The organism is Limisphaerales bacterium, from assembly GCA_014382585.1.
Lineage (GTDB): Bacteria > Verrucomicrobiota > Verrucomicrobiia > Limisphaerales > UBA1100 > JACNJL01.
The window spans coordinates 70,906-96,611 of the sequence record JACNJL010000058.1 but is presented as its reverse complement, the minus strand read 5'-3'; the positions used below and the strand labels follow the sequence as shown (position 1 = coordinate 96,611).

At 55.4% G+C, this 25,706-nt stretch carries 28 protein-coding genes and 1 tRNA gene; 25 read left to right on the top strand and 4 right to left on the bottom strand.

The genetic code is table 11. The annotated features are described in order from the left end of the window. Positions 1 to 751 (bottom strand): acyltransferase (locus tag H8E27_13630; GenBank protein MBC8326654.1); only part of this gene is annotated, 751 nt, incomplete at its 3' end. Positions 752 to 949: 198 nt separating this feature from the next. On the opposite strand from H8E27_13630, the gene H8E27_13625 reads away from it, so the two are divergent. The 7 genes from H8E27_13625 (at position 950) to bcp (ending at position 5,479) form a co-directional block, all read left to right on the top strand. Then, positions 950 to 1,237, top strand: coding sequence for an HU family DNA-binding protein (locus H8E27_13625; protein MBC8326653.1), 288 nt, complete (start codon positions 950 to 952; stop codon positions 1,235 to 1,237). Between the two features lie 73 nt (positions 1,238 to 1,310). Continuing rightward, the gene (locus H8E27_13620) at positions 1,311 to 2,276 is read left to right on the top strand and encodes a 2-dehydropantoate 2-reductase (GenBank protein MBC8326652.1); all 966 of its coding nucleotides are present in this window, start codon (positions 1,311 to 1,313) and stop codon (positions 2,274 to 2,276) included. A gap of 45 nt (positions 2,277 to 2,321) precedes the next feature. Further along, positions 2,322 to 2,582 (top strand): hypothetical protein, encoded by a 261-nt coding sequence (locus H8E27_13615; protein ID MBC8326651.1) that lies wholly within the window; start codon positions 2,322 to 2,324, stop codon positions 2,580 to 2,582. Next, positions 2,573 to 2,956 (top strand): type II toxin-antitoxin system VapC family toxin, encoded by a 384-nt coding sequence (locus H8E27_13610; protein MBC8326650.1) that lies wholly within the window; start codon positions 2,573 to 2,575, stop codon positions 2,954 to 2,956. The genes H8E27_13615 and H8E27_13610 overlap by 10 nt, the downstream gene beginning before the upstream one ends. 43 nt (positions 2,957 to 2,999) lie before the next feature. Further along, complete coding sequence (locus tag H8E27_13605; GenBank protein MBC8326649.1) at positions 3,000 to 4,349, top strand: glutamate--tRNA ligase; 1,350 nt, start codon at positions 3,000 to 3,002, stop codon at positions 4,347 to 4,349. After that, complete coding sequence (locus H8E27_13600; GenBank protein ID MBC8326648.1) at positions 4,346 to 4,972, top strand: CDP-alcohol phosphatidyltransferase family protein; 627 nt, start codon at positions 4,346 to 4,348, stop codon at positions 4,970 to 4,972. Before H8E27_13605 ends, H8E27_13600 begins: the two co-directional genes overlap by 4 nt. Positions 4,973 to 5,005: 33 nt before the next feature. Further along, positions 5,006 to 5,479: a thioredoxin-dependent thiol peroxidase gene (bcp, locus tag H8E27_13595; protein MBC8326647.1), complete on the top strand. Its 474-nt coding sequence runs from the start codon at positions 5,006 to 5,008 to the stop codon at positions 5,477 to 5,479. Positions 5,480 to 5,514: 35 nt separating this feature from the next. Here bcp and H8E27_13590 read toward each other — a convergent pair. Both H8E27_13590 and H8E27_13585 read right to left on the bottom strand, forming a co-directional pair. Beyond that, positions 5,515 to 5,591, bottom strand: a tRNA-Met gene (locus H8E27_13590). Positions 5,592 to 5,632: 41 nt separating this feature from the next. Continuing rightward, complete coding sequence (locus tag H8E27_13585; GenBank protein ID MBC8326646.1) at positions 5,633 to 7,357, bottom strand: MFS transporter; 1,725 nt, start codon at positions 7,355 to 7,357, stop codon at positions 5,633 to 5,635. Between the two features lie 83 nt (positions 7,358 to 7,440). Between H8E27_13585 and H8E27_13580 the strand changes: the two genes are divergently transcribed. The 4 genes from H8E27_13580 to H8E27_13565 are packed head-to-tail and all read left to right on the top strand — an operon-like array spanning position 7,441 to position 11,154. Then, positions 7,441 to 8,001, top strand: coding sequence for a DUF1802 family protein (locus tag H8E27_13580; GenBank protein MBC8326645.1), 561 nt, complete (start codon positions 7,441 to 7,443; stop codon positions 7,999 to 8,001). Continuing rightward, positions 7,992 to 8,573: a septum formation protein Maf gene (gene maf, locus H8E27_13575; GenBank protein MBC8326644.1), complete on the top strand. Its 582-nt coding sequence runs from the start codon at positions 7,992 to 7,994 to the stop codon at positions 8,571 to 8,573. Before H8E27_13580 ends, maf begins: the two co-directional genes overlap by 10 nt. A 12-nt stretch (positions 8,574 to 8,585) precedes the next feature. After that, positions 8,586 to 10,157, top strand: coding sequence for a phosphoglycerate dehydrogenase (locus H8E27_13570; GenBank protein ID MBC8326643.1), 1,572 nt, complete (start codon positions 8,586 to 8,588; stop codon positions 10,155 to 10,157). 10 nt (positions 10,158 to 10,167) lie between these two features. Beyond that, the gene (locus H8E27_13565; protein MBC8326642.1) at positions 10,168 to 11,154 is read left to right on the top strand and encodes a peptidylprolyl isomerase; all 987 of its coding nucleotides are present in this window, start codon (positions 10,168 to 10,170) and stop codon (positions 11,152 to 11,154) included. On the opposite strand, the gene H8E27_13560 is transcribed toward H8E27_13565, so the two are convergent. Further along, entirely contained in the window at positions 11,151 to 11,642 is a 492-nt protein-coding gene (locus tag H8E27_13560; GenBank protein ID MBC8326641.1) for a DUF1844 domain-containing protein, read from the bottom strand. The genes H8E27_13565 and H8E27_13560 overlap by 4 nt on opposite strands. Positions 11,643 to 11,767: 125 nt before the next feature. Between H8E27_13560 and H8E27_13555 the strand changes: the two genes are divergently transcribed. The 14 genes from H8E27_13555 to ispE all read left to right on the top strand — a co-directional run bounded on the left by H8E27_13555 (position 11,768) and on the right by ispE (position 25,634). Continuing rightward, entirely contained in the window at positions 11,768 to 12,859 is a 1,092-nt protein-coding gene (locus tag H8E27_13555; GenBank protein ID MBC8326640.1) for a hypothetical protein, read from the top strand. Beyond that, the gene (gene moaA, locus H8E27_13550; protein ID MBC8326639.1) at positions 12,856 to 13,914 is read left to right on the top strand and encodes a GTP 3',8-cyclase MoaA; all 1,059 of its coding nucleotides are present in this window, start codon (positions 12,856 to 12,858) and stop codon (positions 13,912 to 13,914) included. Before H8E27_13555 ends, moaA begins: the two co-directional genes overlap by 4 nt. A 38-nt stretch (positions 13,915 to 13,952) precedes the next feature. Further along, positions 13,953 to 14,852 (top strand): methylenetetrahydrofolate reductase, encoded by a 900-nt coding sequence (locus tag H8E27_13545; GenBank protein MBC8326638.1) that lies wholly within the window; start codon positions 13,953 to 13,955, stop codon positions 14,850 to 14,852. Then, positions 14,849 to 15,436, top strand: a complete 588-nt coding sequence (locus H8E27_13540; GenBank protein MBC8326637.1) for a dephospho-CoA kinase — start codon at positions 14,849 to 14,851, stop codon at positions 15,434 to 15,436. Before H8E27_13545 ends, H8E27_13540 begins: the two co-directional genes overlap by 4 nt. After that, on the top strand, positions 15,433 to 17,625 hold the full coding sequence (gene glgB / locus H8E27_13535; GenBank protein ID MBC8326636.1) for a 1,4-alpha-glucan branching protein GlgB: 2,193 nt from the start codon (positions 15,433 to 15,435) through the stop codon (positions 17,623 to 17,625). Before H8E27_13540 ends, glgB begins: the two co-directional genes overlap by 4 nt. A gap of 249 nt (positions 17,626 to 17,874) precedes the next feature. Continuing rightward, positions 17,875 to 18,789, top strand: coding sequence for a MotA/TolQ/ExbB proton channel family protein (locus tag H8E27_13530; protein ID MBC8326635.1), 915 nt, complete (start codon positions 17,875 to 17,877; stop codon positions 18,787 to 18,789). Next, the gene (locus H8E27_13525; protein ID MBC8326634.1) at positions 18,786 to 19,202 is read left to right on the top strand and encodes a biopolymer transporter ExbD; all 417 of its coding nucleotides are present in this window, start codon (positions 18,786 to 18,788) and stop codon (positions 19,200 to 19,202) included. Before H8E27_13530 ends, H8E27_13525 begins: the two co-directional genes overlap by 4 nt. Then, positions 19,199 to 20,047, top strand: coding sequence for a TonB family protein (locus H8E27_13520; GenBank protein MBC8326633.1), 849 nt, complete (start codon positions 19,199 to 19,201; stop codon positions 20,045 to 20,047). The genes H8E27_13525 and H8E27_13520 overlap by 4 nt, the downstream gene beginning before the upstream one ends. A gap of 22 nt (positions 20,048 to 20,069) precedes the next feature. Next, positions 20,070 to 21,269 carry a PD40 domain-containing protein gene (locus tag H8E27_13515; GenBank protein ID MBC8326632.1) on the top strand — a complete coding sequence of 400 codons (1,200 nt, stop codon included), beginning with the start codon at positions 20,070 to 20,072 and terminating at the stop codon, positions 21,267 to 21,269. 65 nt (positions 21,270 to 21,334) lie between these two features. After that, complete coding sequence (locus H8E27_13510; GenBank protein MBC8326631.1) at positions 21,335 to 22,036, top strand: OmpA family protein; 702 nt, start codon at positions 21,335 to 21,337, stop codon at positions 22,034 to 22,036. A gap of 137 nt (positions 22,037 to 22,173) precedes the next feature. Further along, entirely contained in the window at positions 22,174 to 22,836 is a 663-nt protein-coding gene (locus H8E27_13505) for an OmpA family protein (GenBank protein ID MBC8326630.1), read from the top strand. Positions 22,837 to 22,944: 108 nt separating this feature from the next. Continuing rightward, the gene (locus tag H8E27_13500) at positions 22,945 to 23,232 is read left to right on the top strand and encodes a twin-arginine translocase TatA/TatE family subunit (protein ID MBC8326629.1); all 288 of its coding nucleotides are present in this window, start codon (positions 22,945 to 22,947) and stop codon (positions 23,230 to 23,232) included. Positions 23,233 to 23,252: 20 nt separating this feature from the next. Further along, positions 23,253 to 24,770, top strand: a complete 1,518-nt coding sequence (locus tag H8E27_13495; GenBank protein MBC8326628.1) for a twin-arginine translocase subunit TatC — start codon at positions 23,253 to 23,255, stop codon at positions 24,768 to 24,770. A gap of 9 nt (positions 24,771 to 24,779) precedes the next feature. Further along, complete coding sequence (gene ispE / locus H8E27_13490; GenBank protein ID MBC8326627.1) at positions 24,780 to 25,634, top strand: 4-(cytidine 5'-diphospho)-2-C-methyl-D-erythritol kinase; 855 nt, start codon at positions 24,780 to 24,782, stop codon at positions 25,632 to 25,634. The last annotated feature ends 72 nt before the right edge of the window (positions 25,635 to 25,706 follow it).

Genomic DNA, 25,706 nt, shown 5'->3' with positions numbered 1-25,706 from the left:
AAAATGCTGTGCCTTCTCCGCGTGGCCCGCGCGCGTCTGGGGGTCCGGGGGCGTCGGGGGGGGGAGCTTGTCCCCAATGGCGCTCCCCCGCCGCCACAAACCAGCTTTTGGCATTCGCGTGGCTGCGTTGGGTGTTCTGCCGCGCTTTGTGGGGCGCGGCGCTTGCGGGGGTTTTCGCGGCGGGAGGCCCGCCGGGGGCGGTGGGGATGAGGATGATTTCCGCACCCGCCAGTGCCGTCAACCGCGCGGCTTCGGGGTACCATTGGTCCCAGCAAATCAACACGCCGATTTTTCCAAACGCGGTTTCCCACGCGCGGAAGCTATTTTCACTGGCATCGCCCGGAGTGAAATAAAATTTCTCGTAATACAGCGGGTCGTCCGGAATGTGCATTTTGCGGTAAGTGCCCAGCAGCGCGCCGTCCGCATCGATGATGGCGGCGGTATTGTGGAAGATCCCCGGCGCGCGTTGCTCGAAAAGTGAGGCGATGATCACCACCTTTTCCTTGCGCGCGAGCATTTGGAATGCCTCGGTGGTTGGCCCCGGAATAGGCTCTGCGAGCTCGAAATTATCGTGGTTTTCGCTCTGGCAAAAATACTGCGTGGTGAAGAGCTCCTGGGTGCAGATGATTTGCGCGCCATTGCGGGCCGCGGCGCGGGCAGCCTCCAGCGTGGCAGCTAGATTGGCTTCCGGATCAACGCTGCAAGCGTGTTGCAGCAGGCCGAGGGTGACGGTTTTTGGGGTGTTTTTCACAGGGCGCAGAACGGGGATGATGAGGTTGAAACAGGCTGTCAAGTCAAGCTTGTGCTGATAAAACAGGGGTAATTGCGAATATCTTTTCAGCTTCAACGTTGTTTTTCCCTTGCGGAATGGCGCTCCGTGTCCTTTTACTCCCCGCAGTTCGCAGCGCGACAACAACGCGGCAACAACTTAACCTAAGGAGAAATACATATGGCGAAAATTACTAAAACCGCAACAATTGCAGCAGTCGCAGAAGCGGCTGATATCTCAAAAGTTCAGGCCAAAGCGGCGATGGACGCAATTGCCAGCTTGGCGTATGCTCATGCCAACGATGGCTTCGTCATCCCCGGTATCGGCAAAGTGTCTGTCCGGCAAACCAAAGCCCGCACCATGACGATGGCTTTCGGTCCGAGAAAAGGCGAGACCATCAACGTGGCTGCCAAAACTAAGCTGAAGTTCACCTTCCTCAAGGCGGCTAAAGAGGAAATCCTCGGCTAATCAGCTCCTTTCCCAACAAGGCGCTCCCACGGGGGCGCCTTTTTTGTTGGGGGTTATTCCAGAGTTTTTTGGGATGAAAATCGGGGTTATCGGCACGGGCGCGGTGGGCGGCTTTTACGGCGGTAAACTCTGTCGCACGGGCGAGGAGGTACACTTTTTGCTGCGCGGCGATTACGAGGCGGTCAAATCCGACGGCCTCCGCATTGAAAATCCCGACGGCGGTTTCACCGTGAACCCGCACGCGCACGACGCGCCTGAATCCATCGGCCCGTGTGATCTCGTGCTCGTCGCGCTCAAGAGCACTGCCAACGAACACTACGCCGAACTTATCAGCCCACTCGTGGGGAAACGCACCGCGATCCTTTGCCTGCAAAATGGACTCGGCAATTATGAGCAGCTTGCCGAACTTTTCGGTCCGGAAAAAATCCTCGGCGGCTTGTGTTTTGTTTGTCTCAACCGAACTGCGCCCGGCGTGATCCAACACCTTGCCTTCGGCAAAATTATCATGGGCGAGTACACCCGCCCGCCTCAAAAACGCACCCGCGCCTTCGCCGCACTCTTCAAGGAATCCGGCGTGCCTTGTACGGTAGTCGAAAACCTCGAACAAGGCCTCTGGGAAAAACTTGTTTGGAACATCCCTTTCAATGGCCTCGGCGTGGCCGCCGCCGCCGGATTGCCCGCTCTCGAAGGCGCGCCCATTCCCGAACCCCTCGGCTCTGTTTGGCCCACCGACCAATTGCTGGCTGATCCAAAATGGGAAAACTGGGTGCGCGCGTTGATGGACGAAATCATCACCGCCGCCAACGCCAAATCGCTCAACCTCGATTCCGCGCTGGCGAATGCAATGATCGAGCGTACCCGCGCCATGGGCGAATATCGCGCGTCCACATTGATCGATTTCGAAAACGGCCAGCCCTTAGAAATGGAAACGATGTTCCACGAACCCCTCCGCCAAGCCCTATCCACCGGCGTCTCCGTGCCACGCTTGGAAGCATTGGTAAATCTAATAAGCCAAATAACCCACAAAACCTCCACATAAACCAGAAAACTTGACTCAAACCCATAAAACCGTAAAAATGGGTTTATGAAAACTACGATTGAAATGCCAGACACCCTTTTCCGCCAAGCCAAGGCCAAGGCCGCCCTTCAGGGCAAATCTATGAAGCAGTTTGTCAATGAAGCTGTACAGCAACAGGTTGAGAAGAGTTCAGAGGGTTCCAAGGCGAAGCCGAAATGGATGAAGGGTTTTGGAGTGATGAAAAAGTATCCCGGCGCGCGTGAGGAATTGGATGCTGTTTTTGATGCGCCTGATTTTCGTCCCATTGAAAAGGAGGATTGGGAGTGATCCTTGATCCCAACGCTCTGTCAGCGTTTGCTGATGGCGATGAGGAATTGCGTCGCGTGCTTGAAGGTGGGTCAGGTCATCAATTGCCAGTGATTGTTTTGGGCGAGTTCAGTTTTGGAATTTTGGCTTCACGTCATCGTGAGGCTTATGAGGCATGGCTGGCTGAACGAATGCAGGAATTTGAAATTCTTTCCATTGACGGCGAAACCGCCCAACACTACGCCGACATTCGCGAGGAACTCCGCCAAGCAGGCAACCCGATCCCGCAAAATGATTTGTGGATCGCCGCTTTGGCGCGGCAACATCATCTGCCCGTCGTCAGTCGCGATGTCCATTTTGATAAAGTGAAAAAAGTAAAACGCCATGGCTGGTAAAACTCGATTAACCCTCAACCCAACCCCATCAATCAATCAATCAATGAGTACCCGCGTTCGATTCGCCCCCAGTCCCACTGGTCACCTTCACATTGGCGGTGCCCGCACGGCGCTCTTCAACTGGCTTTATGCGCGCCACACCGGCGGGCAGTTTGTGTTGCGTATTGAAGACACCGACGAGTCGCGTAACACGCCCGAGGCAATCGACGCTTTACTTGAAGGGTTACGCTGGCTTGGGTTGGATTGGGACGAAGGGCCCGCCAGCAATGATCCCGATGGCGAAAGTAAAGGTGACCGGGGCCCGTATTTCCAATCGCAACGTGGCGAGATTTATGCCCGTCACATTGAGGTGCTCAAAGAAAAGGAATTGGCGTACGAACACGAAGGTGCCATTCGCTTCCGCATGCAGCGCGAGGCGATTACGATTCCGGATTTAGTTTGCGGCAATGTCATCCGTGAACTCACCGATCGCGAACAGGAACAGCCCGATTTCGTCATCGTGCGTTCGGATGGCAAGCCGGTGTTTCATTTGGTCAATGTCATCGACGACCTCGAGATGGGCATCACCCACGTCATCCGCGGCGAGGATCATTTGTCCAATACCGCCAAACACATCGCGCTCTTTCGCGCATTGGGCGCGGAGCCACCGGCCTTTGCGCACATCCCGCTCATTCTAAACAGCGACGGCAGCAAAATGAGCAAGCGCGACGACGGCGCTTCACTCGATAGTTGGCAGCAGACCCATTGTGTGCCCGAGGCGGTGGTAAATTATCTCAGCCTCCTCGGATGGTCGCCCAAGGACGATTCGCAGATGATGCCCGTGGCCGAACTCATTGAGCGCTTTGACCTCCCGCAAATCAACCGCGCCAACGCCCGTTTTGACGCAGAGAAAATGCAGTGGATGAATTACGAGCATCTTCGCAATTTGCCGATGGCAAATTACCGCCAACTCGCCATCGAGGCCGGCGTGGAGTTTGGCGATGCCGCTGAGGATTACATCGAAGCCGCGTTGCTTACTTGCCAAAACAAAGTGAAACAAATCGGCGACTTGGCTGAGTATTGTGCATTTTATTTCACAGACTCTTTCGAGTATGACGAAGCAATGGCCGCAAAAGCGTTTTCGCTTGAAAACAAGGATGGCTTCGCCAAGCTCCGCGAAATTTTTGCCAACCTTGAATCCTTTGAGCCCGAGCCGATGGAATCCGCACTCAAGGCATTGGCGGAAGAACTAGGCGTAAAAATCCGCGCGCTGGTGATGCCCGCGCGTTGCGCCTGCACCGGCGTGAAAATCGGGCCGAGCTTGTACGATCTCATGGCCGTGCTGGGGCGCGACCGCGTGCTGGCGCGCTTCGATGCCGCGTTGGCGCATATGGACAAAATTGAAACAGCATGACCACCGCCAACAAAGTCACCATTGGCCGCATCATTTTGGTGCCGTTTTTTGTGGTGCAAATGCTTTATTACTTTCGCACCGGCGAGGAGTTGCATCGCTACTTTGCGATGGTCGCGTTTCTGGTGGCCACCATCAGCGACGGCATCGATGGCTACCTCGCGCGCCATCATGGCCAGGCCACTCAGCTGGGTTCGTATCTCGATCCGCTCGCCGACAAGTTGCTGATGTTTTCGGGCCTCATTTTGATGACCATGGAATTTGAAGGCGATCGCTTTGGGCAACGCATTCCGCTGTGGCTCACGGGAACAGTGATTGGGCGCGACCTCATCGTGGTCACCGGTAGCGCGCTGTTATACGCCGCCATTGGCAATGTGACAGTGAAGCCGCTGTTCCTGAGCAAGGCGGCGTCGGTGTTGCAAATGGTGACCATCGGCTGGGTGCTGTGCAAATTTTCGCCGATCGGCACATTTTGGCTGGCGGTGGCAGCAGTGTTTTGCACGACGGTCACCGGATTACTTTATGTGCGCGATGGTATCCGGCAATTTAGTGAACATCCCATCGCACATCCGCCGGATGATGAAACCGAAACCGGTGGTACCAATAATTCGGACAAGGACGCTTGACCGGTTGCGCGCTTGTCCATCATTCTCCGGCGTATGGCACTTGGCCCGAACATCACCCTGAAGGAAGGCGACACCGCGCCGGCGTTTACTGCGGCCACCAATGGCGGCGGCACGGTGGCGCTCAAAAATTTCAAGGGCCGCCACGTGGTGCTTTTCTTTTATCCCAAAGACGACACTCCTGGCTGAACGAAAGAAGCCTGCGCGTTCCGTGATGAACACGCCGCATTTGAAAAAGCCAATGCCGTGTTGCTCGGTGTGAGCTGTGATCCTGTTGCAAAGCACGATAAATTCGTGGCGAAATACGGCCTCCCTTTCATGCTGCTTGCCGATGAAGACAAAACCATTGTGAACGCTTACGGCGTTTGGGGTCGCAAAAAATTTATGGGTCGCGAGTACGACGGCATCTACCGAGTGACTTTCCTCATCAACCCCAAAGGCAAAATCCAAAAAATCTGGCCCAAAGTGAAGCCGGAAGAGCACGCGGCGGAAGTGTTGGGCGAACTATGACCCAAAAAAAAACCGGCGCAAACCGGGGTTAAAATTGGTTGCGGGAGACGGATTTGAACCATCGACCTCCAGGTTATGAGCCTGACGAGCTACCGGGCTGCTCTATCCCGCGCGGGGAACATACCGGTCTTTTTCCATCAGGCAAGTGTTTTTTTAATTTTCGTCCGATTCTTTTTTATCTGTGGATTTGTCGTCCCGAAAGAAAACGATGAATAGCACCATCACCACTCCGGCGAAAATTGCCGGCTTACCCCAAATCGATTTCCATTCCATGGCGCGGAGTTCGCTGGTGCGGCGCGAGGAGATTTGTTTATTGAGGGGATCGAGTTTTGCTTGGGCGGTTTCTTTTTGGTCATCCCTTCCGGATTTCAATTTATCAACCTTAGCCGTGAGGTCGGTGAAATTTCCGTTGGCTTCAACGAGAGCAACTGTGGCCAGGGCTGGGTCATCCAGAGCATCAAGAATGGCCATTTCTGAATTCAACGCGGTTTGTTCCTCTTTCAATTCGGGGAGGTCATCCACTTCAGCGAGGGCTTTTTCGGCGTCTGAAACGGCCTTTTCGAGGGCAATGATTTCCGGTGTTTTGTCTTTGCCGGATAAATTTTTACCCGTTTCAGGAGTCTCGTCAGCAAGCGCTTTTTTGGCTTCATCCACAACCTCTTGGGCGGCCATTACTTCGGCGCGTTTCGCCCAATTGGCGACGGTCGCGTTGGCGTCCGCTTCGCCGAAGGCGGCGGTCAATCGCTTGTGTTGATTTTCATCCGTGGCCATGTCAGCCAGCTTTTCAGCATTGGGCGTATGTTGGCCTTCAATTTTGCCGGCGACTTGGGCGCCGATGAACATTCCCAGGCCAAGGGTGAAGAAGACGAGTAAGCCTTGGGCTTGGGCGCGAATGGGTTTGGGGGCGGCTTTGTCGGTATAGATTTGGCCGGTGACGAAGAAGAAATCGTAACAAATGCCGTGCAGCACAATGCCGGTGATAATCATCCAGCGGACTTCATCGGGCGCGCCGATGGCAAAGAGGGCGTAACGGGCCACCCACGCGAGCATGCCGACGGCGAGCATCCATTTCACGCCGAGTCGCATGAAGAAGAAGGGCATCACGATCATGAAAAAGATTTCTGACATTTGGCCGTAGCTCATGGTTTGGCCGATGGGTAATTCGCCCATTTCCACCACACGGCTGGCGATCATATAGTAGAATGAAAGCGGAATGCAGATGAGCGTGGAGGCGAGGATGAACAGGAGGAAGGAGCGGTTTTTCAAGAGCACCAGCGCATCGAGCCCCATGATTTGGCGGGCGGTGACTTTGCCTCCGCTTGCGGGCGGGGTATCCGGCAGAGCAAAGCTGAAGATGCCCAGCGCGGCTGCGGCGCCGGCGGTGAGGTAAAACATGTTGACGCCTTTTTCGTAGCCCAACCACGAAACGGCTAGACCGGCGGCGATCCAGCCGATGGTGCCGAGGACGCGAATGCCGGGGAAATCCTTTTCGGGGTTGCTCATATTTTTCATCGCCAGCGTGTTGGTGAGGGCGAGGGTTGGGAAATAGGTGAGCATGTAGCCGAAGAAAATCCAGTTGATCTGAGTGGGCTCGGCGCCGCTGGTCATTTTCTGCGCAGCCAAAAGCATGAGGCCCGCGCCGAAGAGATGCAGCACGCCGAGGACTTTTTGTGCCGAGAAAAATCGGTCGGCCACCATGCCCACGAAGAAGGGGGTAATCATGCCGGCAATGGGGCCGACGGAATAGGTCCAGCCGAAATCCGCAGCGCCAAAGCCGAGTGTGCCGAGGTAGTTCGGCGCGGTGACATACCAAGCCCCCCAAATAAAGAATTGGAGGAACATCATGACGGAGAGTTGAAGGCGTACGGTTAGATTCATACTGGCGGGACACTAGGCAATTGGCACCTCAAAAGCAAGTTTGACGGGCTCGACAAAGGCGCGCGGGTAAATACACTGCGCCCGTGAGTGCCATGCAAATTGCTTTTAAAGAATGGGCGGTGGTGGTTGAGGCGCTGGGGCGTGGGGGGCAGATTGTGATTTTGCGCAAAGGCGGGATTGCCGAAGGGCAGGGAGGGTTTCGGGTGGAGCAGGAACGATTCTGGCTTTTTCCCACGCGGTTTCATCAACAGACCGAGGGCGTGGTGGAGGAAGCGCGGGCGGGGTTTGAGAATTTTGTGTGGCCGCCGGATGATTTGTTGCGGGTTGAGTTCGGCGCGGAAGTGATGGAGGCGCGCCGGTTGGATTCGCTCGCGCAGGCGCAGCGGCTGGCAGGGCAACACATTTGGCGTGAGGAAATTATTGCGGAGCGGTTTGATTGGGGGCGCGATGCGGGGATTTATGCAATGGCCGTTCGCGTGCGGCGCTTGGCGAAGCCGGTGGAGTTGCCGATGCTTGCCAGTTACGGCGGCTGTAAATCGTGGGTAGAGCTGGAGCCGCCGATGGAGTTTGAGGGAATGGAGCCGGTTTTGGCCGATGCGGATTTTGAAATGAAACTTAGAAAGTTTCGGGAGGCATTGAGCTGAAAATTATTTTGGCATCGCAATCGCCGCGGCGAAAGGAATTGCTGCGGCAAATGGGTGTGCGCTTTCGGGTGGCGACGGCGGAGGTGGCTGAGAAACACGGCGATGGCCGCGCGGCGCGGGCTATTTGCAAACGCAATGCTTTGGCCAAGGCAACGGTGGTGGCCCAACAGTTCCCAACGCAAACTGTGCTCGGCGCGGATACACTGGTTCATTTGGGCGATGAGTTGCTTGGTAAACCCAAGAGCCTCGCACAGGCGCGGCGGATGCTTGGGCGATTGAGTGGGCGGACGCATCAGGTGACGACCGCCTGCGCGTTGGTGTGCGGGGCGCGTCAGAAAGTATTTTCTGTGACCACACGTGTGACGTTTCGCGAATTGTCGCTCAAACAAATCAACGCCTATCTGCGCGCTGTGCCGGTGCTCGACAAAGCGGGCGCGTATGCGGTGCAACTCAAAGGCGAGTGGATTGTGGAGGGGCTGCACGGCTCATTCACCAACGTGGTCGGGCTGCCGGTAGAGCGATTGGGCACTGAATTGGCAGCGTGGTTTGACACTCCCGCGGGTCGTCCGTAGACTCCGCCGCCAATGCGAGTACTAGTTTGCGATAATGTTTCCCCAAAGGGCGTGGCCTGTCTTGAGGCCGCACCGGAGCTGGAGGTGGTGGTGGTGGATGGCGGGTTGACCGATGAATTGCTGGCGGAAGCCGAGGCGATCATCGTGCGGTCGGCTACCAAAGTGACGCCCGAAGTGATGGCCAAAGCGCCGAAGCTGCGCGTGGTGGGTCGCGCCGGGGTGGGCGTGGATAATGTGGATGTGGATCACGCCACCAGCCAAGGCATCGTGGTGATGAACACGCCAAGTGGCAACACCATCTCGACTGCGGAGCTGACTTTTTCGATGATGATGGCATTGGCGCGGAAAATTCCGCAGGCGCATATGTCGATGAAAGGCGGTGAATGGAATCGCAAAGCGTTTGGCGGCACGGAACTCAGCGGCAAGGTGCTGGGCATTTGCGGGATGGGCCGCATCGGCGCGCAAGTGGCGCGGCGAGCGATTGCTTTCGGGATGCGCGTGCTGGCGTACGATCCGTTTCTTTCGCTGAGCAAAGCCCGCGAATTGCAGGTGGAATTGCTGGAGCAGGAAGAGCTTTTCGCGCGGTCGGATTTTATCACCGTGCACATGCCGCTCACCGACCAAACGCGGGACATGATCAACACCGAATCCCTCGCGGGAATGAAAGACGGCGTGTATCTCATTAACTGCGCGCGCGGTGGCATCATCAATGAAACTGATCTTGTGGCCGCGGTGCAAAGCGGCAAAGTGGCCGGCGCGGCGATGGATGTTTACGAAACGGAACCGTGCCCGGAAGACTCGCCGTTACGCAGTTTGCCGGAGATCGTGATGACGCCCCACCTTGGCGCCAGCACGAAGGAAGCGCAGGAAAGCGTGGGCATCGAAGTGGCCGAGGCGATCATCGATTACCTCGTTACCGGCACCGTTCGCAACGCGGTGAATATGCCCAGCCTCGATGCGAAAACTTACGAGGCCGTGAAGCCATATATTTTGCTGGGCGAAAAATTGGGCCGCCTCGTCGCCCAACTCGCGCCCCAACGCAACGACCATGTGAAAATCACTTACGGCGGCAAAGCAGCCGAAGTACCGGCCGATCCCATTACGCGTTGCGTGCTCAAGGGCTTTCTTGAACAAGCCGGCGGCGCGGAGGTCAACCAAGTGAACGTGCGTTCGCTGGCCAGTTCGCTGGGGATTCAAGTGGAGGAAATTAAATCACACGAGGGGCCGGATTATGCCGAATGGATGCATTTTGAGGCGTGCGCGGGCGATGCCAAGGTTTCTGCGGGCGGCACATTTTTTGGCAGCCAACCCCGCATCGTCCGGCTCAACGGGCGCAATGTGGAGTGTGTGCCCGAGGGCGTGCTTTTCATTATGAATAATAAAGACAAACCGGGCATGGTGGGGTATATTGGCTCACTGATGGCCGAGCACGAGGTGAACATCGCGAGCATGAGCCTAAACCGCGACGAAGCGGGTGGCGAAGCGTTGACGCTGTTAAACCTTGATCACGCGCCGCCCGCGGCGTTGATGGAAAAAGTAGCGGAAGACCCAGACATCTCAAACGCGAAAGTGGTGATCCTATAAAGGAGATATTATGAAGCATTGGCACAGAAAATTTTTGGCGATCGGCCTGTTGCTCGGCATGGGTTTATTAGCGGCGTTGCCCACCGGGCGAATCGTGGCCACGGGCGTGGGCTTGACTGTACACGAATCAGAATTGGATGCTGCCTATCGACGTTACGTGATGACGCAAGCTACTTTGGGCGTGAATGTTTCGCCCCTTGCAGAAAAAGAAATTCAAAAGCGGTTGTTGGAGGATTTGATCATTCACCGCCTGCTGGGCCGTCGCGCACAAGCGGGAGATCGCACCAAAGCTGAGGCGGATGCCGGGAAGAAATTTAAAGAATTGAAAGACTCGTTTCTCACGGATGACGCCTTCCGGCTTTACTTGGAATCGACCGGCATGAGTCTGGCAGGTTTCCAAAAATTATTGCGCGTGGAATTGCTGGCTGACACCGTGGCGCGGCGCGAGCTGCAATCCAAAGTGCAGGCAAAAGAGAGTGACTTGCTCAAATTTTACAACGAATACAATGCGAAGGGCCAATGGAATGTGCCCGAACAGGCGAAAGTGGCCGAAGTATTTATTTCACTGGTGGATCCGGCCACCAATCTCCGGTTAAACCCTGATGCACGCGCCGGTAAACAGGCTGTTGCTGCCAAAGTATTTGCCCAGGCGAAAGCGGGCATCGAATTCAAGCAACTGGTAAAAGAATTTTCTGAGAACCCCGTTACCAAGCAACTGGATGGGGAGTTGATATTGGTGGCCGGGCAGGCGGAACCCAAGGTGGAAAAAGTGGTGATGGCATTGAAAGTAAACACTATTTGTCCGCCGGTGGAATCCAAGCAGGGCTTTCACATTGTGAAAATGCTTGAATATAAAGCGGCGCGTAAAAAACCGTTTGCCGAGGTGCGTAACGAAATCCGGGAATACCTCCAAGCCGAATCCTTCGGCAAGGCGTTGCCAGAATATTTTAAGCGGTTGAAAAAAGAGAGTGGCGTGCGAATCTTACTGGCTGACTAGGAATATTTTTTTACAAACCGCTTGCGGTCGCCTTCATCTTCCTCGGCGGTTTCATCAGCATCAGCATCAGGCGCGACATCGCCATCAGCATCCGCTTCGGGCTTGGTTTCAGGTTTGTCTTCGGGCGCGGACTCTTCCTCGATGGCTTCTTCAGGCGTTTTGCCTGCAGCCGATACATAAGCCATCCGCAAATCCTGCAGGCTGCGCTTTACGAGTTGTTGTTCTTCGATGCTTAATTTCTCGGCGTTTTTTTCCAGCAATTCCAATTGCTGAATCACTAACTGTACTCGCGGCAAATCCATCACCGGTTCGCCGGTAGCCGGAGCCTTAACCTTGCCGAGTAAATACGCGGCGGATTGCACCAGATTCATCAGGCATTCCATAAAAATGGCGGCGCCAATTTCGTCGGCCGTTTCGGGCCCGCGTTGTGGGGGGATATCCATGCTGTCCATGCGTGTATCCTGCGGCCAGACGCTCGGCGGGGCCATCAAAAAATTCAAAAAGCAGTGTCATGCGCGGGTTGTAACTGTTCACAACTGCGGCATATCCTGTTAACACTTTTTAATGACTCCCACTTGTCACATGGCAAAACCGCTCCCACACTCTGCCCACCATGAAGGACACAAAGACAATCGCCATCGTAGTGCTGGTGGCAATCACGACGGGCCTCGGCATCTTTTCAGCCGTTAACTACAACAACCTTGACGGCAAGCTTGGCGCTCGCGATAAGGAATTCCAGAAAGTAAAGGCCGAACGCGATGCCACTCGCGCGGAACTCACGGAGACAAAGGAGAACGTGGTTAACCTCAAAGGAGTGCTCGACACCACGTCTCAGGAGTTAACCACTGTGAAGCAGGAGAAGGTGGACTTGGAAATCGCCAAGACAGATTTGGCAACCACTAAGACCACTTTAGAAACGGAGAACACCGCCCTTAAACAGGAACGTGATGGCCTGCAGCTCAAGCACAGCACCGAGATCGGTTTGGTGGAGGAAATGCTGCTGACCACGAAAACCCAATTGGACTCCAAAGCTGCCGAATTGGTTACTAAAACTGCCGAACTGGCGACCACCGCCACCGCATTGGAAGAGGTGAAAACAGCTGCGGAAACTGCCACGGCGAAGGTCACCGAGTTGACCGCCAAGATGGATGATTTTAACGTGCAAAAAGGCGCGCTACAATCGCAGATCACCGGATTAAACAATCAGATCACCGAAACCACCACCAAGCTGGAATCTGCCGAGGGCGATCGGGTTTTTCTGTTGCGTGAGCTGAATCGCTTAGAGGGCGAAAAAGCCAAACTGGTTGAGCGCATGAACGACGTTGATTTTTTGGTCAAGCAATTGAAAACAATGAAGGAGCGCATCGCCGAAACTCGCCGTCGTCGTTGGCGTGAGCTGGGCATGGGCCCCAACGGCGGCAAGCACGCCGCGCGCAGCACCTATGATCCCCGCAAAGCGGCCCAATTGGCCGCAGCCAAAAAGGCCGAGCCCGCAGACACCAAAAAAATTCATTACGAGCTGACCGATGGCGACCTCTACATTAATGGTAAACTCGTGAAACCGGAACCAGTGAAACAACCCGAACCCACCACGGTTACCCCAGAGGAAACACCAGAAGTACCGGAAGTACCGGAAACTCCTGCTACCCCCGGGGCCGCACCGGCAGCGCCAGTTGTGCCAGCGCCGAGTGACGAGAACAAGTGAGCGAATCGATTGATTTGGTCGATAGCCTAGGCCGCCACATTCGCGACCTGCGCATTAGCATCACCGACCGCTGCAATTTCCGCTGTCTCTATTGTCTCCCTGAGACCGAAGAGGCAGCGGATTTTTATCTTCGTAAATCCAAATCGTCCGAAGCGCCGCAGCCTATTCGCCACGCGTGGAAACCCCGCTCGCACTTTCTCACTTACGAAGAAATCACCCGCCTCGCTCGCATCGCCACCGGCTTGGGCGTCACGAAAATCCGTTTAACCGGCGGCGAACCCCTCCTGCGCCGCGCCGTGCCCGAACTCGTGCGCCAACTCTCCGCGCTGGAAGGCGTCGATGATCTCGCCCTCACCACCAATGGATTTCATTTTGATAAACACGCTGACGATTTGCGCGCCGCCGGTCTCAGCCGCGTGACCTTCAGCCTCGATTCGTTGGACCGCGAAAATTTCAAAAAACTTACCGGCCGCGATGGCCTCGCCGAACTGCTCGCCGCCATTTCCCGCGCGCGGGAATTAGGCTTTGCCCCCGTCAAAATTAACGCCGTCATCATTCGCGACCTTAACGATCACGAAATTGAAGCCCTCGCCCAATTCGCCCGCGACGAGGCATTGGTGATGCGCTTCATTGAATTTATGCCGCTCGATTCCGGTCGCGCCTGGCAACGCGAACACGTCGTCACCGGCCGCGAAATCCTCGAACGCATTCAAGCTGCATTCGGCCTCGAACCTGTTGGCATGGAACACGCCGCCGCCACCGCCACCCGCTGGCGGTTCAAGGATGGTGAAGGCGAGATCGGCCTCATTTCGCCGGTTAGCGAACCCTTCTGCGGCCAATGCAACCGCTTGCGCCTTACCGCCGACGGTAAAATTCGCACCTGCCTTTTTAGCCTCCACGAGCACGATCTCAAACCCCTCCTCCGCGGCAACGCCACCGACTCTGAAATCGCCGAATGGCTTCAAGCCGTCGTTCTGAAAAAAGAACCCCGCCACCACATTGGCGAAACCGATTTCGAACAGCCCGACCGGACCATGAGTGCCATTGGCGGGTAAGCTTGCCGCGCCGCCAGGTTTTCTTCATGATTCCGGGGATGCGTTTTATTCGTGATGTTCTCCGTGAGTCTGCGGAGATGGGTCGGCCTGTTGTCTCTTGCGAGTTTTTTCCCGCAAAAACTCCTGCGGGCGAAGCGACATTGCTTGGGAAGATTGCGCCGCGATTGAAGGCGATTGAGCCGGCGTTTTTTTCGGTGACTTATGGTGCGGGCGGGAGTACGCGCGATAAGACACTCGATATCGTGGAGACGCTACAGCGCGAACAGGCAGTGCCCACGATGGCGCATCTTACTTGTGTGGGGTCCACGCGTGATGACATAGGCGGGTTTCTTGATGAGGCGCATAGGCGCGGGGTTCGCAACATTCTTGCGCTGCGCGGTGACCCGCCGCCGGGGCAGGAAAATTTTGTGAAACCGGAAGGTGGCTTTGAATATTCGCACGAATTAGTGAGCGACGTGGCCGCGCGTGACCAATTTAGCATCGGCGTGGCGGGATTTCCCGAGGGACACATCGCGTGCACGGAAGGGCGCGAAGTGGATTGGCAACGGCTGCAGGCAAAGGTGGATTGCGGCGCGGATTTCATTATCACTCAACTCTTTTTTGATAACGCGGATTTTTATGCGTTCCGGGATTTTCTGCGCGCGCGCGGGGTCACACAGCCGATTTTGGCGGGCATCATTCCCATTTTGAGTGGCGGCCAAATCCGGCGATTTACCGAAATGTGCGGCTCAAAGCTTACGCCGGAAATCACCGACACGCTTGCGAAGTTGGGCAATGACGATGCGGCCGTGGCGGAGTTTGGCGTCAATTACGCTACGCGCCAGTGCGCCGATCTCATCGCCAACGGCGTGGAGGGGCTGCATTTTTATACGCTCAATAAATCGCACGCGACGGTTGAAATTGTGCAAAACCTTAACCTCGCTCCACAGGTTTCATGAGCACGCGCATCATCGGCCTCACCGGCGGGATGGGCATGGGTAAATCCACCGCCGCCAAGTTGCTTAAAAAACAGGGCGTGCCGGTGGTGGATTCCGATGATCTCGCGCGCGAAGTGGTGGCGGTCGGCGAATCGGCGTTGGCGGAGATTGCCGACACCTTCGGTGCGGATTTTATAAACGCTCAAGGCCAAATGGATCGCGCAAAAATGGCCGCACATATATTTGGCAATGACACCGAACGCAAAAAACTCGAAGCCATCATTCATCCCCGCGTGCGGGAGCGTTGGTTGGCGCGAATGGAAACGTGGCGCGCGGAAAATGTGCCGTTGGGTGTGGTGGTGATTCCGTTGTTGTTTGAAGTGGGGGCGGAATCTGAATTTGACTCAGTGGTTTGTGTGGCTTGCACCGGAAAGACTCAACACGAGCGATTGCGTGCGCGGGGTTGGGATGATGCGCAAATCAACGCGCGCATCGCGGCGCAAATGGAGGTGGCCCAAAAAACCGAACGCTCCAGTCAGGTTATGTGGAACGAAGGCGAGGTCAGCCTATTGCACGAACAACTTCAATCCATTCTATCGGGATGATCATTTCCGAAGCTGAATTTGAAGCCATCACCCACGGGCGGCACGTCGCGCCGCACGAATTGCTGGGAATGCATCAGCTGGAGGGCGGCGGCGTGGTGGTGCGCGCGCTGTTGCCGCTGGCCAAAGGGGTGGTGGCGGTGCCGGTGCACGAGCCTTCCAAGCCGGTCATCGCGCTGCGACGCGTGGGCGAGTCGGATTTATTTGAGGGAATGTTGGAGGAGGAGGATGAGATTTACGCGTACGATCTCGCCATCACGTGGGGCAGTGGCGAGCAATGGCGCACGCGCGATGCGTTTTCGTTTTTACCAACCATTAGCGATGACGATTTGTATTTGTTTAATCAAGGCGATGAGCGGCGCATTTATGAAAAGCTCGGGGCGCATCCGCGTTGCATCGATGGCGTGGACGGCACGAGCTTCGCGGTGTGGGCGCCCAACGCGCGGCGCGTGAGCGTCGTGGGCGATTTCAACGGCTGGGACGCCCGGCATCACCCGATGCGGATGCTGGGGCAATCGGGCGTGTGGGAATTGTTCGCACCAGGTTGCGGGGTGGGGAGTCATTACAAATTTCAAATCTTAACCGTCGATGGCGAGTTGCAGGAAAAAACGGATCCTTTTGGTTTGTTTTTTGAAATTGCGCCCAAGACGGCTTCAATTGTTTGGGACAACACTCGGTTTACGTGGACTGATTCGGATTGGATCGCGAAACGTGAAAGGGCTGATCCGCTTGCGTGTCCAATGAGTGTTTACGAAATGCACCTTGGTTCATGGCGGAAAAAGATCGAAGGCGAATCGTACAGCTACCGCGAATTAGCGCCGCTCTTGGTGGATTATCTCAGCCGAATGGGATTCACGCACGTTGAATTTTTGCCCGTGGCGGAGCACGCGTTCTATCCTTCGTGGGGCTATCAAGTCACCGGGTTTTATGCCCCGAGCAGCCGCTATGGCACGCCGGAGGATTTTCAATTTCTAATCAACACCCTGCACGAAGCGGGCTTTGGCGTGTTTATCGACTGGGTGCCCGCACATTTCCCGAAGGACGATTGGGCATTGGCGCAGTTTGATGGCACGACCCTATTCGAACATCCCGATCCCGAACGCGGCGAGCATCCGGACTGGGGAACGGCGGTGTTTGACTTTGGCCGACCTGAGGTCAAAAACTTCATCGCTGCCAACGCGCGTTTTTGGTGCGATGTCTTTCACGTCGATGGGCTGCGTGTGGACGCGGTGGCGTCGATGTTGTATCTTGATTACTCGCGCGAAGAGGGCGAGTGGACGCCGAACATCCACGGCGGCAACCAAAACCTTGAGGCCGAGGAGTTACTGCGCCACACCAATCACGTGGTGCACAGTGAGTTTCCCGGCGTGGTGACGATGGCGGAAGAATCCACCGCATGGCCGGGGGTCACACGCTCGGCCAACGCCGGAGGGCTTGGGTTCACCTTTAAGTGGGACATGGGTTGGATGCACGACACACTCAAATTCTTCTCAAAAAAATCCACGCAACGCGCGGCGCAACAGGATAAATTTACCTTCGCTTCGCTGTATCGCGATCAGGAAAAATATCTATTGCCGCTTTCGCACGACGAAGTGGTGCACGAAAAACGTTCGCTCATCGGCCGCATGCCCGGCACGGGCTCGGAGCCTTTCGCTAATATGCGTTTGATCTTCGGCTATCAATGGCTTTTTCCCGGCAAACAATTGCTCTTTATGGGCGGCGAAATCGGCCAGCCCACCGAGTGGAATGAGGACGCCGAAGTGTCTTGGGAAATTCTGGAAAAAAACAAACTCAATGCCGGCTTGCAACAATGGGTGGCGGATCTCAACCATTTTTACCGCGACGAACCGGCGCTGTGGGCGGGCGATTATTCCGAGGGAGGCTTCTACTGGATTGACTGTGCCGATCACCCCGCCAGCGTGGCGAGCTTTGTGCGCCAAACGCCCGATGCTTCCCGCCAAGTATTGGTGTTACTGAATCTCGGCAACGATTCACACACGGGCTATCGCATCGGCCTCCCGCGGGCGGGGTGGTGGCGCGAAGTGCTGAACAGCAATTCGGAACACTACGGCGGCGCAAATCTAGGCAACGGCGGCGGCGTTCACTCGCAGGAAACGCCGTGGCACAGCCAGCCGTGGTCGGCGGAGTTCACGTTGCCGCCGCTGAGTTGTTCAATTTTTTTGCGCGACTGATTTTGGAAGGAGGGCGAAGCCGCCCTAAACATTGTGCGCGCGTTCCGCACGCAACGGCTCAACAGGAGATTCGCCCTCCCGTTGCGCGGCGAATCTTTCTCACACCCTGTTGATATCCTCTGTTTGACTCCCAGCGCACATCGTCCATTTTGGTCGTGTTTGGAGGAATACCGCTAAAAAGTTGACAAAAACTTCGGTTTTTGGTACAAACACGAGACCAAGGAAGTTGCCTTTTCAAGGAGGTAAGGCATGAACACATTACATTTGCTGGCAGCGGCTGGCTCGGCCCCGGCTGAGACCCAGCCTACGTTCCGATATGTTTGGGAACAGTTGGAAGGACCGGGATTGGCGATCATCGTCGTCCTTGTCCTTTTCTCAACCTGTGCCTGGGCGGTGATGGCCACCAAGGCGTGGCAGCTGCGTCGTGCCCGAAAATATAACCGCTATTTCGACAGCGAATTTCGCGGCCAAAAACGCGTGCTTGCCATGTTCGAGCGCCGCATTTCAGCGGAGGGTTGCCCGCTTTTCAACGTCTATCAGGAGGGCTGTATGGCTCTGGAGGAAAGGTTGCGCGACAAGGAGGGCAACCGGCACCGGTACGTGTCGTTAAAATCCATGGAACACATTAAGGGCTTAATCGAAAGCGCTGTGGCACGGGAATCCGTGGCGCTGGAGTCTGGCTTGATTTTGCTCGCCATCGCCGTGAGCGGCGCACCCTTCATGGGATTGCTTGGCACGGTGTGGGGCGTGATGGAAGTGTTCAGCCGCGCTGCACAGGAGGGCAACGCCTCACTCACCACCGTCGCGCCCGGCGTGGCGGCAGCGTTGGCCACCACGGTAGCCGGGCTGCTCGTGGCCATTCCGTCAATGTTCGGCTACAACTGGCTGGTGCATAATTTGCGCGTCGCCACGGTGGAGATGGATAATTTTGCTCAGGAACTCTCCGCCAAAATCGAGGCCGAATATTTAAAGGAAGTACCCGTGGATACCCGCACGCCACTCAAAACCATGGGCGCCGAGCCGGAAATCAAAGTGGAACCTAAATCGCAGCCGCAACCTAAACCGATGAACCCGGCATCAGCGGATGAAACCAAAGTGGAGTTTGATGATCTTGATGACGCGCAGCCGGATTTGCTTCCACCGGAAACGGGGGGGCAAACATGAGGCGGTTTTCCAAACGCAATCCGTTGGTAACCCTCGCCGACTTAAACGTGACGCCGATGTTGGACCTCGCGTTTGTGTTGCTGATTATTTTCGTCATCGCCACCCCGCTGCTTGAGCAGGGGATGAAGCTTGAACTTCCCGAAGGGGGGGCGACCGATGTGGCCATCGACCGCAATGACGTGCGCACTGTGGAAATCAGCCGCGATGGCCGTTTCCTGTTCGATCGCAAACCGATGGATCTCGCCCAACTCGAAGCGGCCTTAATTCTGGCGCACACGGAAAACCCCAAGACCGTCGTTTACATCCGGGCTGATCAACAGGGCATGAACAAGCACACGTATGCGGTGATTGATGCCTGCGTGAAAAACGGGCTCACCCAATTCTCACTGCGAACCAAGGAGGACAACCGATGACGCGATTACTTAAAAAATGTTTTTTCATCTCCGTTGGCCTGCATGTGCTGCTGGTGGCGGCGCTGATTTTAGGCGCGGCATTTTTTGTGACCCAACCGGAGAAAGTACCGCCTGTGCTCAGCATGATTGCCCCCAACGTGCTGGAAGATTTGCTCAACCCACCCACGCCACCGCAGTCCAAACCCAATTTAAATCAACCGAGCGCCACGCGGCATCCTGAAGTGACACCACCCCGTCCGCCGGTGAAACCAGTGATCCAACCGCCCAAGCCGCGCCCCAATCCACCTAAGCCACAGCCCAAGACGCCCAAGGTAAAGCCCAAGCCGCGCCCCAAAAATCCTAATCCTAATAAACCCAAGCCCCCGAACTCGGCAAAGAAGCCAAAGGACATCAAGGTAAACATTCACAACACTCAGAAACACACCAACCACACACGGCCTAAACCCCGACCGGTAAACCCGGTTATCAATTCCAAAGACGTCAACAACGCGCTGAAGGGTCTCAGCAATCTTTCTGCAAAAATAAAAGTGCAAGTCAGCGGCAGCAACCGCGCCGCGTTCGCGACTTATGCACAGCACGTCGTTGCCGTGTACCGCCGTGCGTGGCAGCCGTTGATCCCCAAAAACCTCGCGCGCATCCGTATTGCAGAGGTTTCTGTGACGATCGACCGAAATGGCCGCGTGATCAGTGCCCGTATCGTCCGTCGCACGGGTGATGCTGCTCTGGATAAGTCGGTACAACGTGCGCTGGACAAAGTGAAATCCGTGGGCAAATCTTTCCCGTCGGGTTCACGTGACGCCAAGCGAACGTTCATCTTGGATTTCACGCCGATCATTGGAGGTTAATGAGATTTACAGGAATTAAAAAATGAATCGCAAAAAATCAATCCCCGTTTTTTTATCAATGTTCGTTTTTTTTGTGTTGGCCAATTTTACTTGGGCCGCCGGATTACAAGTGCAGGGCAACGTGGGCAAGTTGATCCCCGTCGCGATCAAGGGGTACCAAGGCGAAGTAGCTAAAGTGCTGGCCTTTGACCTCGAAGTAATGGGCTGTAAAATGGTCGCCGAAGCCGATGCGAGCTATGTGCTCGAAGGGAAAAACGGCGCGAATAATCTCACCGGTATTCTGAGCGACAACGCTGGTAACTTTGGCTTCAACCTCAATATCAACGGTGCCGCACCCCGCGTGCTCGCCCACGCGCTGAGTAACGCCACCATCAAAGCCATCACCGGCCAAAACGGAATCGCACACACACAAATTTTGTTCACGATGAAAACTGGCAAGAGTCAATGGGAGGTTTATCAATCGGATTATGACGGGCACAATCCCGTGGCGCTTACTAATGACAAAACAATTGTCGAAAACCCGATGTGGATGCCGGATCACAGTGGGCTGTTTTATACATCCTGGATGACAATTGGTGGCCTACAAAACACAACGGTGGTGCGGCACAGCTTGAAGACCGGCAAGCGCAAAGTTTTCTCGCGGTTCAAGGGCTTGAACACCGGCGGCGCGATGGCTGCGCATGGGCCGGTGGCAGTGGTGCTCAGCAAAGGCGGGGCAACGGATTTATATTTGGCTCCGAAAGATTGGGATTTTTTAAATGATATCCCCGGCAAAAAACTATTCCGCGCCACGCGTACCCGGGAGGAAGTTTCCAGCCCCACTTGGTCGCCCGACGGCCGATGGATTGCTTTTGCCACTTTGGTCAAAGGCCGGTACGTGCTGGTTAAAGTCGCGACGAGCGGCGGGCCGATGATTGAGATTCCCACCAAAGGCGCGTTCCGCCCCACGCAGCCCAGTTGGTCGCCCGATGGTAAATGGATTTCCTTTACCCAGCAGCGCGGCGGCTTTCAAATTGGTGTCGTGCCCGCCACTGGCGGTAACGCAAAAATTTATTCCGAAGGCGAAGACCCCGCGTGGGCCGCCAATAGCCGGAACATTATATTCACAAGGCGTGCCGGTGGCGTGAATAAGAAACGCATGGCAATTCTTGACGTGCCGACAGAACAGGTGAAGATACTCCCAGCCTTTACGGGTGGCGTGGGTCAGCCTGCGTGGCAGTAAAGTTTTTAATCAGTTCCAACAAGGAGGAACTCAACCGTGTAACCAGTGTGGTTAAAGGAGAAATTATGCAAGGAGCAACATATCTAAAAACATTGGCCTTGGTTTGTGCAGTAGCCGCCATCGGTTGTAAATCTGCAACGACGGACGTCACTCACATCCCCGGCAAAACATTGGCCAACAATGGAAACGGTGGCAATGGCAATGGAAACGGAAACGGCAATCCTGGAGGAAACGGGAACACTGGCTTAGGGCCGGGCGGTACCGGCGGTGGAAACGGAGGGCCCAACGTGACTCCCAATCCGGGCACAGGATTTGGGCCATTGGGATTGCCCGGCGAGCACGAGATTGTGCGCGACGCATTTCAGAAAATTCATTTCGCTTATGACAGCGCGGAGCTGCGGCCGGTAGATTTGCCGCACATCACCAAAGTGGCAGAGTACTTGGTTCAAAACCCAAACCATTTGTTGGAAGTGGAAGGTCACTGCGACGAACGCGGGACAGAAGATTACAACCTCTCGTTGGGCGAACGCCGGGCGCAAGCCATCGCGCAGGCACTTGTGGAATTGGGCGTGACGGACAATCGACTCGCCACCAAAAGTATGGGCGAAAAAATGCCGATGGTGAAGGGTGGCGATAAGGAATCGTTCGCGGCAAATCGGCGGGGTGAATTTGTGTTGTACGTGCCGATGGAATCACAGGGATTACCATCGGGCGGCGCGGATCCGCAACGGGTTAACTTGATTCCCGGCGGCACAGCAACGCCATAGCACAGCGGCAGCCCCATGGGGTTTGCAGAGCGGTACGTCCCCGGGGTTGGGGGCGCAGCCGCTTTGCCGCGTAAAATTTATCATCTGCAAAGGTGGTAAACACCAACCCCAAGGAGGAAAACCAAAAGGAAGAAATTATGAAACGAATCGCGTGGATCAATGCAACAGCTCTGGGCGCGGCGGCTATGCTGCTGGCCGTGAGTTGCAAATCACAAAAGCCGGTGGGATTGACCACCATACCCGGCCAGAAAACCATTGTGGCCAGCAATCCCAATCCGCTCCCGGTGCCTACACCCACTGGCGGCGGCGGAATTCCCGGCGGCACAACAATTCCAAGCGGGGGCCAACCGTTTGTGAACCCCAACGCAATCATACAACCAATTAACCCAAACAACGCGGGCTTGCTCAATGATCAGGGCCAAGGATTCACTGGGCAGGAAATGGAAGACCGCGAAGCGTTTGCGGCATTGACCGTGCACTTCGAGTATGACAGCGCGGCGGTGCATCCGGATGACTTTGAGAAAATCAAACTCGTGGCGCTGCATCTCATCCAACATCCCACGCACAAGCTGCTGGTGGAAGGCCATTGCGATGAACGGGGCACAGAGGATTACAACCTCTCGCTGGGCGAACGCCGCGCGCTTTCTGTGGTGGATGAATTGTCGCGCCTGAACGTGGGTGCCGATCGTTTACGTACCTTGAGCCAGGGCGAAAAGGTGCCAATGGTACTCGGCGCAGACGAACAATCCTTTGCAGAAAACCGCCGAGGCGAATTTGTTTTGCTCATGCCGGCCCAGTAAAACAAGGCTAAACCCTCTCAGCCCCCGAGAAATCGGGGGTTTTTTCTTGTGTGAATAGAGAATTGCGTTACGTTGTCCAAACACTACGTACAATTTATGAGCGAAACTATGTTGGCATTTATTCAGGGTTCGGAATGGTTGATTATCGGCCTCGCCGTGCTGCTATTATTTGGAGCAAAAAAACTCCCGGAACTCGCGCGCGGCTTGGGTAAAGGCATCCGTGAATTCAAGAAAGCCTCCAGCGATATTGGCGATGAGCTGAATCGCAGTGATCATGAGGATGACCACGATCGCTCCCGACGCCGTCAACGCCCCATCGAGGATCATCAGGAAAAAACCGCCCAAGCCGAGGTGGAGGAGGACAAGCCCGGGAAGGCTACGTCCGAATCTAACTAAGGCTAAGTTTCCCTTCCATTATGGCCAAGGAGCCCGAGGACAAGCATGGGGCTTCTGATTTCGGCGGCGATGGAACGCCCGCCGAAAGCAATCCCCCTCAAGACGATTTACCTGCAACCCCGCCCGAACAAGGCGACGAGCAGAGCGAATTGCCTTTGGGCGATGAGCCCACCGAAGACGGTTCCGCAGTAGAATTTCCCCAATCTGATTTTCCGAAGGCTGATTTCTCTGAACCTCAAACTGAGACAGCGGCCGACGAGGACGAGGATGAGGATGAACCTGTCCACGATGACCAAGCGCATGACGAAACGCACCACGAAGATCCCCACCATGCCGGCGAGTTGGATTCCGGCCATGATGATCCTTATCACGATGAGTATTCACACGATTACGAAGATGAATATCATCAGGAATATCACGATGACTATCACGAACACGACCATGGCGAATACGAATACGCCGATGGCAATAATTTTGGTGGCGATGACAACGGTGGAAATGATGATGGCGGCGACGATGCGAATGAAGGCTTTGGCGGCCCGATAAAACCCTTCCTCGATCACCTCGAGGATTTCCGTTTTATGGTTATGAAGTGCGTCGTGGCCGTAGTGGCCGGCATGATGATTGCCCTCATCGGCTCGCCGTACATCGTGAAATTTCTTACGTGGCCCCTCGAACGGGCTCAACAAATCGAGCAGGTCAACACCAACCCCGATAAACGCGCCGTGCCGGTAAAATTTGGCAGTGGCGTGGTTTCGCATATCCGCGAATCCGATTTAAAAAATATGGCGTCGGTTGGTAACCTTCGAGGTTCCTTCACCAACACCGCTGAAATCAGTGCCCTTCGTCTAGTGCCTACGGATCAACTGGGCACCAACGGCAATCGGTTCGCGATCCAGCTTGAGGTAGACAATAATAGTTCCGACCGAGAGCCGTGGCACGTGGAGCTTAAGGCCTTCGGTCCGCTCAAATCGTTTTTCATCGCGCTGAAGATCGGCCTCTACGGCGGCATCACGATTGCAATTCCGTTCATTTTGATTTTTGTCGCTCAATTTGTGCTGCCCGCATTGCATATTAAAGAAAAGAAGTGGGTCTTTCGATTGGCCGGTATGGGCTCGGTGCTGTTTATGTTGGGCGCCGCTTTCTGTTATTTTGTCATTATGCAGGTTGCCTTGTGGGCGTCGGTGGGCTTTGCCGGCATGCTCGGTTTTGGCGCGGACGAATGGATGGCCGAGGAATACATCGGCTTCGTGTGCAAATTTATGGTGGGAATGGGGCTCGCGTTTGAAATGCCCATGATCCTGCTCTTTCTTGTGAAGGTTGGCATATTAGATTATGAAAAACTTTCGCGATTGCGCATGTATGCCGTGGTGGCCAACATCATCCTTGCCGCCGTCATTACTCCCACCGGCGACCCTGTCACCCTCGCACTGGTGGCCGTGCCGATGCAGTTGCTCTATGAATTGAGTACGATCATTGCATGGTTTATGGCCCGAAATCAGGCGCGTGAAGAAGCAGCTTTTGACGACGAAGACTAGGCCTTGCCCATGAGCCTCGTTCTCAAATCGCATTGCAAAGTTAACCTGCAGCTCAACATTCTGCGCCGACGCGAGGATGGTTTTCACGAATTGGAAACCATTCTCCAGCCCGTGCCTTTGTTTGATGAACTCCGCATCGAACGCGCTGGCAAAGGAATCGAACTGACTTGCAATAATCCGCGTTTGGCCGTTGACGAAAACAATCTTGTCTTTCGTGCGGCGTCCCTTTTCTTAAAAAAAATCAAATTTGGGGGCATTCGCATCCACCTTCAAAAAAATCTTCCCCTCGCCGCCGGCATGGGTGCGGGCAGCAGCAATGCTGCTTTTACGTTGCGCGGATTAAATGAACTTTTTGACAAGCCATTGAATGTAGATGAACTGCAGGAGGTAGCCGCCAGCCTTGGGTCTGATATCCCGTTTTTTCTACAAGACAAACCTGCACTCGCCACCGGGCGTGGTGAACAAATTAAACCCCTTGGACCCTTTCCCGCATTGCAGGGGAGGGGATTGTTGCTCATCCACCCCGGCTTCGGCGTCAGCACCCCGTGGGCCTATCAAGCCCTCGCCACAACACCCGAAGCCTACGGCACGCCGGGTCGGGCCAACGCAATGGTGGATTCGTTGCAAGCGGGGAAACTGGATGGCTTCGCCAATACTCTTGAAGCCCCGGTGTTTCAAAAGCATTTGGTGCTTCCCATCCTGAAATATTTTCTCGCGGCAAACGGCGCGCTTGTTTCCCTAATGTCCGGCAGCGGTTCCGCCACGTTTGCCATTACTGAAACTCGCTCGGCCGCAGAAGCCCTTCGCGCTAAATATCACGAACACTTTGGCCAAGCCGGGTGGTCGGCCACGGTTGCGCTTTGATTTTAGCCGGTAAAATTCCCAATGGATTCCTCGAGGGCTCGGCGGTTACCTTTCATCCCTCTGAATAAAAAA

What these genes read in the sequence shown, in the direction of transcription:
- H8E27_13545 (MBC8326638.1), top strand. Translation starts at nt 13,953, where the DNA reads ATGCGTTTTATTCGTGATGTTCTCCGTGAGTCTGCGGAGATGGGTCGG.
- H8E27_13510 (MBC8326631.1), top strand. Translation starts at nt 21,335, where the DNA reads ATGCAAGGAGCAACATATCTAAAAACATTGGCCTTGGTTTGTGCAGTA.
- H8E27_13515 (MBC8326632.1), top strand. Translation starts at nt 20,070, where the DNA reads ATGAATCGCAAAAAATCAATCCCCGTTTTTTTATCAATGTTCGTTTTT.
- H8E27_13525 (MBC8326634.1), top strand. Translation starts at nt 18,786, where the DNA reads ATGAGGCGGTTTTCCAAACGCAATCCGTTGGTAACCCTCGCCGACTTA.
- ispE (MBC8326627.1), top strand. Translation starts at nt 24,780, where the DNA reads ATGAGCCTCGTTCTCAAATCGCATTGCAAAGTTAACCTGCAGCTCAAC.
- H8E27_13495 (MBC8326628.1), top strand. Translation starts at nt 23,253, where the DNA reads ATGGCCAAGGAGCCCGAGGACAAGCATGGGGCTTCTGATTTCGGCGGC.
- glgB (MBC8326636.1), top strand. Translation starts at nt 15,433, where the DNA reads ATGATCATTTCCGAAGCTGAATTTGAAGCCATCACCCACGGGCGGCAC.
- H8E27_13620 (MBC8326652.1), top strand. Translation starts at nt 1,311, where the DNA reads ATGAAAATCGGGGTTATCGGCACGGGCGCGGTGGGCGGCTTTTACGGC.
- H8E27_13540 (MBC8326637.1), top strand. Translation starts at nt 14,849, where the DNA reads ATGAGCACGCGCATCATCGGCCTCACCGGCGGGATGGGCATGGGTAAA.
- H8E27_13505 (MBC8326630.1), top strand. Translation starts at nt 22,174, where the DNA reads ATGAAACGAATCGCGTGGATCAATGCAACAGCTCTGGGCGCGGCGGCT.
- H8E27_13520 (MBC8326633.1), top strand. Translation starts at nt 19,199, where the DNA reads ATGACGCGATTACTTAAAAAATGTTTTTTCATCTCCGTTGGCCTGCAT.
- H8E27_13530 (MBC8326635.1), top strand. Translation starts at nt 17,875, where the DNA reads ATGAACACATTACATTTGCTGGCAGCGGCTGGCTCGGCCCCGGCTGAG.
- H8E27_13555 (MBC8326640.1), top strand. Translation starts at nt 11,768, where the DNA reads ATGAAGGACACAAAGACAATCGCCATCGTAGTGCTGGTGGCAATCACG.
- H8E27_13615 (MBC8326651.1), top strand. Translation starts at nt 2,322, where the DNA reads ATGAAAACTACGATTGAAATGCCAGACACCCTTTTCCGCCAAGCCAAG.
- H8E27_13625 (MBC8326653.1), top strand. Translation starts at nt 950, where the DNA reads ATGGCGAAAATTACTAAAACCGCAACAATTGCAGCAGTCGCAGAAGCG.
- H8E27_13585 (MBC8326646.1), bottom strand. Translation starts at nt 7,357, where the DNA reads ATGAATCTAACCGTACGCCTTCAACTCTCCGTCATGATGTTCCTCCAA.
- H8E27_13570 (MBC8326643.1), top strand. Translation starts at nt 8,586, where the DNA reads ATGCGAGTACTAGTTTGCGATAATGTTTCCCCAAAGGGCGTGGCCTGT.
- H8E27_13500 (MBC8326629.1), top strand. Translation starts at nt 22,945, where the DNA reads ATGTTGGCATTTATTCAGGGTTCGGAATGGTTGATTATCGGCCTCGCC.
- H8E27_13600 (MBC8326648.1), top strand. Translation starts at nt 4,346, where the DNA reads ATGACCACCGCCAACAAAGTCACCATTGGCCGCATCATTTTGGTGCCG.
- H8E27_13605 (MBC8326649.1), top strand. Translation starts at nt 3,000, where the DNA reads ATGAGTACCCGCGTTCGATTCGCCCCCAGTCCCACTGGTCACCTTCAC.
- H8E27_13565 (MBC8326642.1), top strand. Translation starts at nt 10,168, where the DNA reads ATGAAGCATTGGCACAGAAAATTTTTGGCGATCGGCCTGTTGCTCGGC.
- H8E27_13560 (MBC8326641.1), bottom strand. Translation starts at nt 11,642, where the DNA reads ATGGCCCCGCCGAGCGTCTGGCCGCAGGATACACGCATGGACAGCATG.